Genomic DNA, 14,630 nt, shown 5'->3' with positions numbered 1-14,630 from the left:
CAGTATATGACCAGCCTGATCCTGAGGAATGGATCATGAAATGGGATCAGGAATTGGCGCGTTGATTTTTTCTGGCCGTAGCTTGAGCTTGGCCCTGCCTGCAAACTTCAAGACCACTCAACACAGAGGCACAGAGACACAGAGTGGGCACAGAGAAAATCTTTGAAATGGCATAGCATTCGAGTACATCAATTCTCTCTTTAAAATCTCAGTGTTCCCTCTGTATATCTGTGGTGCAGCAGGGAATTCGGGCGGTGTACCGCCCGCGTGCGAAACGAAGACTTCTTGCAAGAAGTCTTTCCTTCCTCTGCGGTGAGATTTTTGGTTTTTTTAAAATCTACAATTAACTCGTGAGTTGACCCAAGCTACGAAACCGCGCGCTTCCCCGCATAAGCCCCCCGTATCGCTTCCGCCAGCGCCATGCTCGCTGCACTGCCCCCATGCGCGGGCATGCGCAGGCTGATGGCAAATTCATCCAGCACGGGCAAGCCAGCCTCTTCGTCGAATATATCCAGCCCGGGCGGCACGGTCGATGGCAGCAAGGCTGTCACGGCCAGGTCTGCCTGCACGGTGGCGCTGATGGCTTCCATGCTGGGGTAGTCGACGACATTGCGCCAGTCTATGCTGGCTCTGGCGAGTTCACGCACTACCGTGGGTTTTAAGGCGCAGGTTTCTGATACCAGGCAGATCGGCAATGGCCGTTTTTGCCAGGCACTGCCATCGCGCTTGCCTGCCCAGACTGGTCTTTCCAGTGCCAGCAACTCTCCTTGAGCAGAGCCAGCTGGTGATTCAATGATGGCCAGATCCAGCAGGCCACTGTCAAAATTTTTCATCAACTCAGTGGATGAACCTGCGAGCAGGGATATCTCTACCTGCGGATAGGCTTTGACAAAGGCAGGCAGGATATTCGGCAGGTGCATGACCATCAGATCATGTGGTACACCAAGGCGCACTGTGCCTGCGACTTCGGCCAGCGTCATGGAGGCGAGGATGGCGTCATTCATTTCTACCAGGCTGCGCGCTTTTTGCAGCAATACTTGTCCTTCCGCTGTCAGTGAGACACCAGACCTGGCCCTGTCCAGCAAGCGCTTGCCGACCATGTCTTCCAGCCGCTTGATTTGCTGACTCACTGCGCCCTGCGTCATGTGCAGCCTTTGCGCGGCAAAGCTCATGCTACGAGTCTCTGCTACGTGCAGGAAGGTCCTGAGCAAGCCTATGTCGAGGTTTTTCATGGGCGGCGATCAATCATTAGACTTTGTAATACCTTGCATTATCAATATTCGATTTATTAATGGGTCTCAGCTCACTATAGTAGCCGAATGCACTCTTTTGAAGGAAAACCCGCCATGAAATTGATACCCCGCGTTGCCTTTACTTTCATCCTGACCCTCACTATAGCAAGCACCATGACCATGACCAATCCTGCCGCCGCAGCTGTCCCCTCCCCTGTCGATTTTCAATCCCATTACTTCAACAGCGCTGAAGACAAGCAGGCCATAGCGCGCCTGCTGAACAGCTACACGACATCCGTCAGCACGGGTGACGGCAAGGCCTTTGCCACGCTCTTGCTTGATGAGCAAGTGCCTTTCATGGCGGTGCGTGGCGTCGCAGATATCGCCAATACTGGCGACACCATCGATACCCGCCGTTATGCGGATTTTCGCCAGGGTGTATTTGGCAGCGGTCGCAAGCTGGAGCAGGATTTTTATAATGTCGATATCAAGCAGGATGGCGCACTGGCGCAAGTGTCGCTGGATTTTGTGACCAAAGAAGCAGGCACGCAAAAAGGTGGCTTTGGCTGGAAGCTGCTGCACCTGCTGAAGATCAACGGCCACTGGAAAATCGCCAGCGAGTTTTATACCGTGCGGGCATTGCCGTTTGAATGAATAGTGCCCTAGTACTCACCAGGTGCCCAATTTCCGAGATATGCATAGAAATCACACTGGCTGTGCCACTCACTCATCACAAGAACTTTGATTGGGTACTCAGGCAAGATGGGGGATTTGTAAGTATTGTGTAACAACAAAACCAATTTGTTTCCAAATATCCCGATAAAGAACCGTCATTTGCTGGACGATCCATTTTTTGTATGCGTGTACAAGCCGTTGGAAGGCATTTCAATCTTCCAGTTGCTTGTGCTCTGCGTCAAATTTTTGTTGTGCTGCACGGATCTGCACGCAATGCTTCACAGACCAGATGCGCAGTTCATTGACGATGGCAGCGAGCGATATGCCTAACGGGGTAATCTCATATTCCACTGTCACTGGCACAGTGGCATATGCGGTTCTCTCTATCAAACCGAAGCGCACGAGCTTCTTTAAAGTTTGTGCCAATACTTTTTGGCTGATGCCTCGCATGTCTCTTTTCAGCTCATTAAATCGTATGGGTGATTTGACGACGCGTGCCATGACGAGCACTGACCACTTGTCAGACAACTGGTCCAGAACTTCGATGATGGGGCAATCGGCCAGGAAGGCGTCGCTCAATATTTGTTGCCGCATGGTTACCTCGTGGTGACTTGATTACAACTTGGTGGCTCCTTGAAACAAGGTTTGCAATTATGTACCGTTGCGCCTCATCAAGTAAATAGGTGAAAGACGCATTGCTTGCATCAAGTTTCATTTGATGTCTGCGCTTAGTAAAGAACAGTGATGCCGTTTGAAAAATTGCCGTACTTAGAGTGAACCGGTCGATTTCAGTTCCGCAGTTTTTTACGCTCTTTTTTATAGGCTCGCAAATCTGCTTTTGATCTATTGGTCCACTTACTTTCTGAATTCAATAAATCAGTGAAATCATTTATCTGATTTTCTGATCGATATGCTTAGACATTAAAAAATTAAGGAATGCAAAGATCGTAACGCGTTTTTTCTGGCTTGTTCTTCATCGGTGCGTAGAACAAGAAATTATCTGCTGAAGTTTTACCTCATCCGTCTCAATGGCTTTAAAAAGAGGAGTTCATAAGTGAAAAAAATATTATCAAGTCGAATGACGATTATCTGTCTGACTTCGCCGCTGCTGGCGTTCTATCTGGCTGGCTGTGGCTCCAGCAGCAGTTCAAACCAGGGAGACAAAGGGGGACAAGCAGCACCTCCCCCCATCGCAGCGGGAGCGGCAAGTTCATTAGGTGGGGCCGATCTGCAATCTCTGACAGATGCATCGCGCCTGATGCACCAGGCGACGTTTGGCCCCACCCTGAAAGGTCTGGCAGAAATCCAGCAATCAGGTGCAAGGCAATGGATTATCAGTCAGTTTGGAAAGACCCCTACGCAATACACGGTCGGCAATGAATTCATCGATAAAGTATCCGGCGGTTGTGCAGGCGGTAGCAACTTCGATGAACACTTCACCGCAGATCACTGCGGACGCGACAATATGACCAGCGACCCACTGGTATGGGAATTCTATCGTCAGGCCATCAATGCAGATGATCAATTGCGTGGCCGGGTAGCGTTAGCGCTATCCGAAATTCTGGTTGGCATGGGTGAAGATTCAGACCATACCTATGGCATGCGCATTCATCAGCAGATTTTCCGCGACCAGGCTTTTGGCAATTACTTTGATATCTTGCGATCATTTTCGCTCAGCCCGGTCACTGGCGACTTCATCAATTCCGTCAACAATGATGGCGTCGATCCAAATCAAAACTATGGTCGTGAATTTTTGCAGCTATTCTCAGTCGGCCCCTGCCTGCTGAATCATGATGGCAGCCTGCAGCAAAACAAGTGCAAGCCTACCTACACGGAAGAAATCGCACTGAACTATGCCTATGCGTTTTCTGGCCTGACCTACCCTGCAGGTGGTTACTCGCGCTATACCAACCGCAACCCTAATTCCTGGAACAATTCATACTATGCCGGGCCCATGGTGCTCATCGATGCCAAGCACGACGATCCAGCCGCCATTACCAGGGGCGATAAGCGACTGTTGCTCTCCGATGTGACGATACCTGCATCACGCAACGCGAAACAGGCCTTTGATGCAGCCATGCAGGCAGTGCAGGTTCATCCTAACGTCAGCCCTTTTATCAGCAAACTCCTGATACAACGCCTGGTGACCAGCAACCCAAAGCCAGCCTATGTAAGCCGGGTGGCAGATGCATTTGATAGCGGCAAATTTGGTGATATAGGTGCTGGCAAGCGAGGTGACATGAAAGCAGTCATCGCCGCCATCTTGCTGGACCCGGAAGCCCGTGACAGTGCCAGCGCGGCTGACCCGGCGTTTGGCAAACTCAAAGAGCCTATCGTCTATATGACCTCCCTTTTCCGCGCTCTCGAAGGCTCGGTCACAGATGGCCGTCAGATGGGGCGGCATAGCGTGGGTGAAGACTTGGGGCAACTGGTTTTTGATTCACCAACTGTCTTCAATTTCTTTAAACCTGATGCGCCACTGCCCGGCCTCAACCTAAATAAACTAGTCGGGCCAGAGTTTGAAATCAATGGAGCGAACGAACTTTTTGCGCGCGCCAATTTTGATAATTATCTGATCTTCGATCAGTACAATGAAGGCACAGGTATCTTGCCAGACTGCGACACCGGTCTTAAGCGCTCAAACGGCAAATGCCCTCTCGCGGCAGATGGCCAGCAGCGCTATAACTCGCCATGGGACCTGGGCACCAGACTGGAATATAAATCCCTGGTCGCACAGGCAGCAGACGCAAACAGCCTGGTACGCTGGATGAACGCCGCCTTTGCTGCTGGCGGACTGCCTGAGTCGGATATCAAAACCATCGTTGATGCCATCAGCAAATGGACGCCAGCCAGCGATACGGCCAACAACGGCAAACTGGTGAAAACCTACAAGAGCGATTATTTAACCGAGCGTGTGAAACTGGCTCTGTACCTGATCCGCAAGTCTGGATACTATCAAATTCAACGCTAAGGAGCATCCCTATGAATCGTAGAAATTTTTTAAAAACTGGCGTTGCTTCGACGATAAGCAGTATGGCTACCGGCGTTTCGGTATTTTCATACACCGATGCAAATGCACAGAGCGACGACTATAAGGCGCTCATCTATGTCTATATGGTAGGCGGTAATGATGGTTTCAATTGCTTTGTGCCCATGGATGAGGCTATCTATAAAATATATAACAAGTCCAGGGGTGGTGCTGACGGTGTGGCATTACGCCGCAATGCTGGCGACCCTGGTATCAGCGGTGATAATGGCTTGTTGATTCCGCTAGACGGGCCAGAACATCTGGGCATGCATCCATCGATGAAACCATTGCAATCGTTTTGGAATGACAAAAGTATGGCCATCATCACCAATGTGGGGCCTTTGGTCAGACCCATCACCAAGACTGAATATGCCGGCCTGGTCAGGGATGGTGACAGCAGCCAGATCCCGAATCAACTGTTTGACCATGGCGGACAACAAAACTGCTGGCATAATGCCATGGGCGACCCCAAGGTACAAAGTGGCTGGGGCGGCCGTGCCTTGCAAAATGCAGGCAAAGGCAAATCTTACTCATTTGCAGGTGACAAACGCTGGGGCCAGGCACCAAGAGTTGCGCAATTGCGCCTGTCTGGTACTGCGCTCAGTTATGACGACAATGCCATCAAACAATCTGGTGTAACGACAACATCGCGGCTGGACCTCATCAAGATGCTGGTTGGCTCGGCGACGGGCAGCACTTCAGAGTTCGTCAAGGCCTGGGGCGAGCAGGAAAAATCTACCATCGATGTCAATGAAACCATCAGCCCTTTATTTTCCGGCACGCCCGCAGCTGAAATTGCGACAGGTTTCGCAGCTGCCAGGGACGTAGCCTTTGTACGGCATCTGCGACGTGCCGCCACCATTATCAGTGCCCGTTCAAAACTGGGTGGCGTGCGCGACATCATCTGTGTCGGAACAGGCGATTTTGATACCCATTCCAACCAGTTGCAAAGACACCCCATCTTGTTGCGGGACATGTCCGAAGCGCTGACGGGCTTCACCAACACCATGCGGCTGATGGGCTTGTCCGACAAGGTAACCGTCATGACGGCATCTGACTTTGGGCGTTCGTTAAAACCAAACAGCAGCAATGGTACTGACCATGCCTGGGGCAATTGCCAGCTTGTGCTGGGCGGTGCAGTGCGCGGACAAAAATCATACGGCATCTGGCCCGACTATGCACTTGACGGTGCTGACGACAAAGGTAGTGGACCAAATGCAAAAGGCCAGTTCATCCCCACGACATCGGTCAATCAATATGCCGCCACAGTACTGGACTGGTTTTTACCCAACAGCCAGATGAGCAGCGTCTTGCCTGATCTTGCCAATTTTACGGTAAAAAATCTAGGGTTCATGAAACCAGGTGTTTGAGTTATAGCTAACCAGTGTATGTGCAGCTAACTCCGTGATCAACTGGTTTTTTTACAAAAATGATGGATGCATGTGCGCCCGGTATTTTGATACTAAACCCGGGCGCATCGGCATACTTAGACCAATGGAGCGAAAGTAGCAAGCCACGGCCAAATCACTGGCTGCCGGTACAGCGCAGCATTCGCGGTACTTCAATTTATTAAACACATACTTGTCAATATAGACCTTTACTCCAACATCACCAATGATGGCAATCAGGTCAATCACAAAATTCGGGAGGCGGTAGCGGTTGTGAGTAAAAATATTGAAACACCCGGAAATCCACATTCAAAACGCAAGTCCCCTGCAAGCGCAGGTGCTACCGCGCTCTGGCACGTATTGCTGAAAGAAGGTCGCGGCCAGGCGGCACTGGATGCCGCACGTCTGTTGGCTAGTGGAGAAACTGTGGTGAACGAAGAATTCGCAGAACTGGAACGTAGCCGCCCCTTACTCATTTTATTGCGCCTGCAACGCTGGGATGAACTCTTACGCGAACCTGTTGCTTATGGAAGGCGGGGAGTCGCGGCGGCCCTGTATTTTTATGCCCGAGGCATCGCTTTCGCGCATCTGGGTGAACTGGCGCTTGCGAGAGAGGCGATGAAGCGACTGGAACCCATTGCCAGCACCATCGCAGGCTCGCATGCAAAAGATGAAACGCTGGACAAGACCATGCGCAGCCTGGCATTGGTCACACGCGAGCAATTGCGTGCAGAAGTGGCGCTGGCTGAGGGTAAGACTGAGACAGCAATCCGACACCAGAAATCAGCATCTGCATTTGCACAATATCTGGAAGAGGCCCAAGCACCTGTCATGGCAGATAACAGCATACTTGCACTCGCAAACCTGCAAATGCGCGCGCGGCAATGGCCAGAGGCAGAACAAACTTACCGAAATTATCTGTTCTTTAATCCTGCATGCGGATGGGCATTGCAAGGCCTGATCCATGTGGTGAAAGCTCAAGGCCGTGAAGAGGAGATCAAAAAGTTGACTGTAGATCTCAAACGCAGTTGGCCTGGTGCAGACACTTCGCTGTTGAACTAAGAGGCTGTTGCAAAATTAAGATGGCTAGGCGCCCCCGGCTAGGCGCCCCCGGCTAGGCGCCCCCGGCTAGGCGCCCCCGGCTAGGCGCCCCCGGCTAGGCGCCCCCGGCTAGGTGCCCCCGGCGAGACGTCGCCAACACTGGCAGGCCTTTAGTACGACAGGGAGGCGCAACAACGACAGGTTAATTTTGCAACAGCCTCCAAGTAATTACGTGCAGTGCCTCCCATGCGTGCAAGGCATCTATACGATGCGGTGGTTGGGCGATGTCATCGTGAATCTGCATTAACATCAGGGCAACTCGTCATCTCTTCGATTCAAGCCAGGACAACCGTCGCACATTGGTAGCGTGGCAGGCAGGGCTTTGTCGGGTGAGTTTAATCATGGAAGCCGCGCTAGTAGTCAAGACATAAAGCAGACACATGACTGTTCATCGCCAGAAACCTACCAGCCATGCATAAAAACGCAGAAACAAAATACAGTGCAACCAAACACACAAATGGATACAAATTGTTGCAACTTTAAAAACATCAAGCGGCTAAGATGGCCCACCCAATCTGAACTTGACTAGCATGACTTTGCCTCACACTGCTGTATCTGCTGTATCTGCAGTCTCAATAAACATGCATACGACAATATGTACGACAATGCGAACGCGCACGCTGGCAGGCCTTGGCCTGATCTTGCTGGCTACCGCGTGCAGCAAAAATACCGACAATGCGCCCGCAACGACAACAACCCAGCCCGTTGCCGCAAGTCAGGTACAAGTTGCGCCTGTTACTGCTGTTACTGCGCCCGCAGCGGCCTCTGCTCCCACAGCAAGCAGCTCAGACAAACTGCAAGACTACATCGCCTGCTATAACCAGCTCGACAGAAATGCCCATCGCAGCATTGCGCGTTACGCGAGCTGGGTCAAGAACATGGAAACTGGCCCCAGCGGAAAAGAAAGCGTGGTGTATGGCCTGTATAAAATCGATGTCGATGAGATAGCCAAATGCCAGGCCAGCTTTGCCCAGGCAGGCAAGGCAGCACCGGGCAAACTTGATGTGGCTGCTACGGCTTACATCAACAGCCTGGCAGAGCTGGGCACACTGGTGGCCGATGCCGACCAGTATTACAGCCGCGACAATTACAAGGATGATGCATTTGCCAAGGGCAAAAAAATGCACGCGCCGCTGGCTGCCGCGATGAAGCTGTTTGAAGAAAAGAGCAATGTTTTTTCTGATGAAATCGAAGCAGAGAACGACAAGGTACTCGATGCAGAAATGCAGCAACTCGAAAAAACCGAGGGCCGCCAGCTACCCTATCTGCAAATGGCGCTGATGAGCAAAGCCAAGCACCTGATACGCCTGATAGGTGAAGAGAAATTCGATGCCGCCACCGCGGCCAAGGCACTGGCCGAGTATGAAAGCGTGACTGACGAAGCGATTGCCTATGTCAAAAAGAATAGTGAAAGCGCGGCCAGTGGCTGGTCCAGCCTGGAGAGAGCCAGCGAAGATTATCGCAAGGCCGCCAAAGAACGCGTGCGCCGCATCCGTGACAAAGTGCCCTACAGTGAAGGCGACAAGATGATGCTCAAGCCAGGTTCAGCCTGGATGGTAGAGGGCAGCCAGGAGAAAGTCACCAAGGCCTACAATGAATTGATAGAAGCGAGCAACCGCATGCATCGCTAAGGTATTAATTATACAAAATTGAGCATACACAGTTAAACATCCACAGTTAAGCATGCACAATTAAGCATTCACGATTTTTTTACTCATGCGGGATTTTTTCAAGCGCGCATCGCTACTCTGCAGTCACGGAGTGCATTTGAAGAAGCCCCCATGAACCCCACCCGGTAGTACTCCAGGTCCCCATCTGGAGATGCTCTTTACAATGCCCTGCTGTCCGAGGGCATTTTTTTACGGTTTTACAGGCTTGCACTGCGCGGCCAGTTTATCCACTGAGGCTTTGTCGCCAAACAGTAATTTCACCCCGCATTGCGAACCGAACATCCTGGTCTGGTCATGACCTACACCTTCCACATCGAGGTAATGATGGTTGCTGGCTGGCAGGGCTTTGGCGACCGGGGTTTGCTTGCCCAGGTATTGTTCATAAGCCCAGTAGGCATGGGCACGGTCATAGCGCGTTGGCCCTTCTGCCTCGGCACCGCAGGACTTGTCGAGCACACGGTGGTTCGGATCAGTATCGAGGCTACCAACCAGATAAGTGACCTGTCTTTGCAGGTGACGGCTGTATAAATCCAGGCCATTCATGCCCTTTGCATAGGGCACCATATTCTGCATGCCATAGCGGTAGTCATTATAGGCAGGGCACACTGATTTGTCGTAGAGAGCAAAGCCAGTAGATGCTGGTCGCTCAGGCGTGAAATACAGATAGGAGGAAGGATTCGCCACCACATATTGCACATCCAGCCCCCGCGCACGCAAGGCTTCATCCACATGATTGAGGACGGCATAACGGTGTATCAATTGCCCACCACCAGAATGCCCGGCGAACGTGATTTTCTTTAGCTGAGGCAGACGCGACTTGTCTGCCAGCAGCTGGGCGATATCATCGATGACCTGCAATGAGCTCAAACCCGCCTGCGTACCTGTGCCCGGCAAGGCAGGATCACCGCCGGTCCAGCCCTGCACTGACCAGACCGGCATGCCATCAAAGCCGGTATCAGGTTTGCCTGGAAAATTGGGCGCAATCACCAGCACTTCGTCCAGCGAGCGACCAGACGCCTGCAACAAGGCCATCGCCGCCGCATAATAATCATCGCCATTACGCTGTATGCCATGCTGGACGATGATCACTTCACGTATCGTATCGAGTTTTCCATCGAGCTTGCCATCGAGTCTGTGATTCGCATACACCGGAAAATCATACCCGGCCTGCTGACCAGGTACAGGAAGATGCAAACGCTGCCAGGCAGGTGTGGCACTGGCAGGCTGCACAAGACAGCAAACAGCCAGCGTCGAGGATGCCAGCTTGCAAAAGAAATTAGATGCTTTCATGCCTGCCTCTGCTTTATTTGTATGGTGGGAATGATAGCATTGTCATACCATTCAAATTGACCGCAGCCCGCCCATTTTGGAAATGAAATGTAATGAAAAGTAGCATCGTATGTATCGCCACAGCCTTGCTGCTGGCCTCAGGTCGCAGCTTCGCACAAGACACCGCCAGCGATACCCGCCGGCTTATCTCGCTGGCCCTGGTCAATTTTCAATACACGACGGCGGATGAAATCGAGGCTTTTTGCACCCGCCTTGATCCCGCCTACAGCCCACGTTTCGCGGTAAAAAGACTGGAGTGGGACAAAAATATCAAGACCATGCACGCGATGATGTCGCTTACAGTCAGCCGCGCAGGAACTACCGACAAGGCAACTGGTGACAAGGCCACATCAGGTTTACGCGCACAGTTTGAAAAAGGTATGGAAATGTCTAAAAAGCGGGCCGACAGCGCCAAGCCTGAGTATGAAATCCCCGCACAGTGGAAAGAAATGAAATTGGGGAAAAATATAAAAGAAGACGTGCAACGCGCCATGTCTGGCCTGGATGAGAATGAACAAAAGCGGCGCTGTGATTTTGTACTCACACAAAAAGGGATGCCAGCGATACCACCGAAAGAATTACCGTGATTTGGATTGATGCGCTGTAGAGTACGCCGTGCGCACCAATGCTTCGACTACCCTCATCACCCCGGTGCGCACGGCGCCCCCTACCAAAGTCTGATCAAAGTCTGATGAATCGCTTTTCGGCATCTCAAAAAACTCATCCCGCGTTACCGACGAAAACCATCGAACCGTCATGCCGGACTTGATCCCACTGCTGTCCGGAATAATTATCTTGACTCATTCGGAGAGTCAAGTACGAACAGCGTCCCGGCGATTCTTCTACGTCGAAGACTTAATTCTGCAATTGAATAATTTTTGTCAGCGATCATGCTTGAAGCTCCTTCCCCTTCAAGGGGAAGGTTGGGATGGGGATGGGTTTCTGTAGCAAAATCATGTACAGCCAATCGACTGAAACCCATCCCCACCCTAAGCCGTCCACTGCGCCGCTTGCAAGCGGCTTAGATTCTGTCGGCACAAAGCATGCTTTGTGAAACCCCGACGACATCCCCTTGAAAGGGAGGGAATTTACTCGTTATTGTTTGTCAAGGACATTATTCCGGACAGCAGTGGGACTTGATCCGGCATCCAGCAGCTTTCATAGCACGCTTGCGGCCTGTGTGAAAAGTTCTGGCAAGTGCTAGCATATACCTCATGGAAGCGAGCACACCGCCATGAGCAAGAAAAACACCGACTGGATACGCCAGGCGCCAGGGTCTGACCGGCTGGAACGTATCGAAGCTTATTTTTCAGGCAACGCCTATGCCATGCACAAGCATGATACCTACGCCATAGGCAGCACGCTGGCGGGTGTGCAAAGCTTTGCCTATCGTGGCAGCAAGTGTAACAGCCTGCCTGGCGGCACCATTGTGCTGCATCCTGATGAAGCACATGATGGCCAGGCAGGCACTGGCGATGGCTTTCATTACCGCATGATCTATGTCGAGCCTGCACTGATACAGCAAATCCTGGGCGGCCAGGCTTTACCGTTTATCAGGAATGGTATTTCCACCGATCCACGCCTGTTTGCCGCCACCCTGCCCCTGCTGCAAGCCATGGACAAACCCATGGATGCACTGGAAGAACAAGACGCCCTGTTCGACCTGGCCCATGCCATGCACACCTGCTCAGACAAACTCGCTGGCGCAGCGGCCAGCAAATTACATTTCGATTACCAGGCCGCTGAACGGGCGCGCGAATATATCCACAGCGCCATGACGGACAACATCACCCTCGATGAACTGGCCGACCACAGTGGCCGTGACCGCTGGAGCCTGTCACGCGATTTTCGCCTGCTGTTTGGCACCAGCCCCTACCGCTACCTGACCATGCGCCGCCTTGATCTCGTCAAAAGCCTGCTGATGCAAGGCTACACGCTAGTAAATGCCGCACTGGCTGCCGGGTTCAGCGACCAGAGCCACATGAGCAAACACTTCAGCAAGGCCTTTGGCCTGACACCTCTGCGCTGGCTGAACATGCATGGCAAGGCTTCCCGGCCTGAATAGCTGACGCACAAACGTACAAGAATTGGGGCAGCAGCTTGCGTATGCTGGGGCTTTTCAAACAAAAGCCAAGGATGCCAGCCATGAATACCGCAGCAGTCAGCGACAGCAAAACTTATCACAGCATTAATTTCGCCAACAAGTTCAGTCTTTTCAGCGAACAATGGTCACAAAAAGTCATCGCCGAGATGAATGACTACCAATTCAAAGTCGCCAGACTGCAAGGCGATTTCATCTGGCATGACCATGCCGATACCGATGAAAGTTTCATCGTCCTTGAAGGACAACTGCGCATCGATTTCCGTGATGGCTACGTACTGATATCCGCAGGTGAAATGTTTGTCGTGCCCAAAGGCGTGGAGCATAAACCTAGCGCAGAACATGAAGTCAAACTCTTGCTCGTGGAACCGCGTGGTGTGGTCAATACCGGTGACGAAGGTGGCGAACGCACAAGTCCGCTGGATGTGTGGATTTGATTTTTTTTGTTTCGATTGTCGGCTTTGACTCTGGTTTTTGATGCTGGGCTTTATCGCACATCTTAAAAAAGATATGCAGCTCAGGAAAAACAGCAATCTCAAAGTCGTCATGCCGGACTTGATCCGGCATCCAGCGGCTTTCGTCAAACACTTGCCCTCTGGTTATTCTGCACACAGCTTTTGCGCAAACCACGAGAATTTACAGGTCCGGGTTAAAAGACACTGGATGCCGGATCAAGTCCGGCACGACGGTTTGGAGCTAATAAGTAAAATCAGGAACATAGTCTTTTTAGTAGCCGTAACGGAAGGAATATTGCGTTCACCCTTTACAATGTTGAGTCTTGAGCTAAGTCGAGCACTATTTCTTGCAACCAAATTTATTGACTTCATTATTCACTTCAGTAACACGGTAAGTAAGACCACCGTTGATAGTTTGCGCACTTTTTCCCAGATCAGCCAGCTGTTCTTTATACTTCGCGCACTCAGGTGTGTCCTTGATCAGCGCGCTCACCCTGGCGGTGTACTTCCCGGCGTCTGTTATTTCTTCCCCCATTTTTTCAAGAATATTCGGGGCAATAAAAATTGCGATAATTCCAAAACCAGTCAAAAGTACAGTTGAGGCGATCAATGTCTCACCTGAACGAGTTTTTCTTTTTTTCATGGTAATCCTGTGAGTTCAAAAATTGAATTTTCAGTGAGCACCATTATTGCAAATAAAATAATTAATTTCAATTAATATCATAAATGCAAGTGTGAACAGCAAAGCAATTCATGCTTCACAAAAGTCAAACATGCCGTCGCAAACACTCGGCTGGCATTGAATTAGCTTTTGCCCGCTCTTTACCAAAACCCGTAAAAATCACTCGCACGACAGATTTTCACTTATGTAGTATATTACATACTACAAATCATTCACTAGCACGTAACGCCCCCTGCTCAATCTAATCATGCCCATCCCCACCAGCACAGCCCCTCTGAACCGCTCACTCGCCCGTGAAGAGGTGTATCGCAGCCTCAAGCAATGGATCATAGAATTGCAGCTCGCACCCGGCGAGATCTTGCGCGACCAGGAACTGGCCTTGCAGCTTGGGGTATCGCGTACGCCTGTGCGTGAAGCCTTGCGGCAACTGGAGGATGAAGGTCTGGTCATTACCAGCTTTCATAAGTGGACCAAGGTCGCACCTTCAAGGCTGGAAGAAATTATCGAGCTGTACCCGGTCGTCGCCGCACTCGAAGCAACGGCGCTGGAGCTGGCAGCACCCCGACTGACTGAAACTGATTTACAGGAACTTGAGGCTGTCAATACGGCACTCGCGCAGGCTATTGCAGCACATGCGCATCAACGTGCGACTGAACTTGATGCGCAATTCCACGCCATCATCGTGCGGGCCAGCCAGAATACAGAGATAGAAAAACTGCTGGCGAATCTGCGCCCACGCATTAAACGCATAGAGCTTGCGCATTTTGGTGACCAGCGCATGGCACCACAATCGATACAAGAACACAAAACCATCATCGCGGCGCTGCGTGCTGGTGATACCCAGGCAGCAGTGCAGGCCATCAAACAAAACTGGACTCTGCCACCGGATTTATTGCAAGTGATCGCAACTACTGTTTCTGCATAAGCCTTTAAGTCCCCCTTTGTAAGCCCGCTTATCAATTTTGGAGT

Annotated in this window: 13 protein-coding genes; 9 read left to right on the top strand and 4 right to left on the bottom strand. The window is 51.4% G+C overall.

The window, feature by feature from the left end; translation table 11 throughout:
* Nucleotides 1–365: 365 nt before the first annotated feature.
* A complete protein-coding gene (locus tag ACO0LN_RS10270; protein WP_422973376.1) occupies nucleotides 366–1,232 on the bottom strand; it encodes a LysR family transcriptional regulator in 867 nt (288 codons plus the stop codon).
* Nucleotides 1,233–1,346: 114 nt separating this feature from the next.
* On the opposite strand from ACO0LN_RS10270, the gene ACO0LN_RS10265 reads away from it, so the two are divergent.
* Nucleotides 1,347–1,886, top strand: a complete 540-nt coding sequence (locus tag ACO0LN_RS10265) for a hypothetical protein (RefSeq protein ID WP_422973374.1) — start codon at nucleotides 1,347–1,349, stop codon at nucleotides 1,884–1,886.
* A 231-nt stretch (nucleotides 1,887–2,117) separates the two neighbouring features.
* On the opposite strand, the gene ACO0LN_RS10260 is transcribed toward ACO0LN_RS10265, so the two are convergent.
* Nucleotides 2,118–2,501 carry a winged helix-turn-helix transcriptional regulator gene (locus tag ACO0LN_RS10260; protein WP_422973372.1) on the bottom strand — a complete coding sequence of 128 codons (384 nt, stop codon included), beginning with the start codon at nucleotides 2,499–2,501 and terminating at the stop codon, nucleotides 2,118–2,120.
* 484 nt (nucleotides 2,502–2,985) lie between these two features.
* Between ACO0LN_RS10260 and ACO0LN_RS10255 the strand changes: the two genes are divergently transcribed.
* The 4 genes from ACO0LN_RS10255 (at nucleotide 2,986) to ACO0LN_RS10240 (ending at nucleotide 9,055) form a co-directional block, all read left to right on the top strand.
* Entirely contained in the window at nucleotides 2,986–4,878 is a 1,893-nt protein-coding gene (locus ACO0LN_RS10255; RefSeq protein WP_422973370.1) for a DUF1800 family protein, read from the top strand.
* 11 nt (nucleotides 4,879–4,889) lie between these two features.
* Nucleotides 4,890–6,305, top strand: a complete 1,416-nt coding sequence (locus ACO0LN_RS10250) for a DUF1501 domain-containing protein (protein WP_422973368.1) — start codon at nucleotides 4,890–4,892, stop codon at nucleotides 6,303–6,305.
* Between the two features lie 291 nt (nucleotides 6,306–6,596).
* Complete coding sequence (locus ACO0LN_RS10245; RefSeq protein WP_422973366.1) at nucleotides 6,597–7,385, top strand: hypothetical protein; 789 nt, start codon at nucleotides 6,597–6,599, stop codon at nucleotides 7,383–7,385.
* Nucleotides 7,386–8,029: 644 nt separating this feature from the next.
* A complete protein-coding gene (locus ACO0LN_RS10240) occupies nucleotides 8,030–9,055 on the top strand; it encodes a YiiG family protein (protein WP_422973364.1) in 1,026 nt (341 codons plus the stop codon).
* 228 nt (nucleotides 9,056–9,283) lie between these two features.
* Here ACO0LN_RS10240 and ACO0LN_RS10235 read toward each other — a convergent pair whose 3' ends face one another.
* Complete coding sequence (locus tag ACO0LN_RS10235; RefSeq protein ID WP_422973362.1) at nucleotides 9,284–10,384, bottom strand: hypothetical protein; 1,101 nt, start codon at nucleotides 10,382–10,384, stop codon at nucleotides 9,284–9,286.
* 92 nt (nucleotides 10,385–10,476) lie between these two features.
* Here ACO0LN_RS10235 and ACO0LN_RS10230 point away from each other — a divergent pair, with 92 nt between their 5' ends.
* From ACO0LN_RS10230 to ACO0LN_RS10220, 3 genes are all read left to right on the top strand, one after another.
* Complete coding sequence (locus ACO0LN_RS10230) at nucleotides 10,477–11,010, top strand: hypothetical protein (RefSeq protein WP_422973360.1); 534 nt, start codon at nucleotides 10,477–10,479, stop codon at nucleotides 11,008–11,010.
* Between the two features lie 647 nt (nucleotides 11,011–11,657).
* The gene (locus ACO0LN_RS10225; RefSeq protein WP_422973358.1) at nucleotides 11,658–12,488 is read left to right on the top strand and encodes an AraC family transcriptional regulator; all 831 of its coding nucleotides are present in this window, start codon (nucleotides 11,658–11,660) and stop codon (nucleotides 12,486–12,488) included.
* An 80-nt stretch (nucleotides 12,489–12,568) separates the two neighbouring features.
* Nucleotides 12,569–12,961 carry a cupin domain-containing protein gene (locus ACO0LN_RS10220; protein WP_422973356.1) on the top strand — a complete coding sequence of 131 codons (393 nt, stop codon included), beginning with the start codon at nucleotides 12,569–12,571 and terminating at the stop codon, nucleotides 12,959–12,961.
* 358 nt (nucleotides 12,962–13,319) lie between these two features.
* Here ACO0LN_RS10220 and ACO0LN_RS10215 read toward each other — a convergent pair whose 3' ends face one another.
* Nucleotides 13,320–13,622 carry a hypothetical protein gene (locus ACO0LN_RS10215; RefSeq protein WP_422973354.1) on the bottom strand — a complete coding sequence of 101 codons (303 nt, stop codon included), beginning with the start codon at nucleotides 13,620–13,622 and terminating at the stop codon, nucleotides 13,320–13,322.
* A gap of 286 nt (nucleotides 13,623–13,908) precedes the next feature.
* Here ACO0LN_RS10215 and ACO0LN_RS10210 point away from each other — a divergent pair, with 286 nt between their 5' ends.
* On the top strand, nucleotides 13,909–14,586 hold the full coding sequence (locus tag ACO0LN_RS10210) for a GntR family transcriptional regulator (RefSeq protein WP_422973352.1): 678 nt from the start codon (nucleotides 13,909–13,911) through the stop codon (nucleotides 14,584–14,586).
* Nucleotides 14,587–14,630 lie beyond the last annotated feature (44 nt).

The sequence above is a fragment of the Undibacterium sp. TC9W genome (genome assembly GCF_049339865.1).
Classification (GTDB): Bacteria; Pseudomonadota; Gammaproteobacteria; order Burkholderiales; family Burkholderiaceae_D; genus Undibacterium.
The sequence above is the reverse complement of the archived record's forward strand: the minus strand, read 5'-3'. Positions and strand labels throughout refer to the sequence as shown.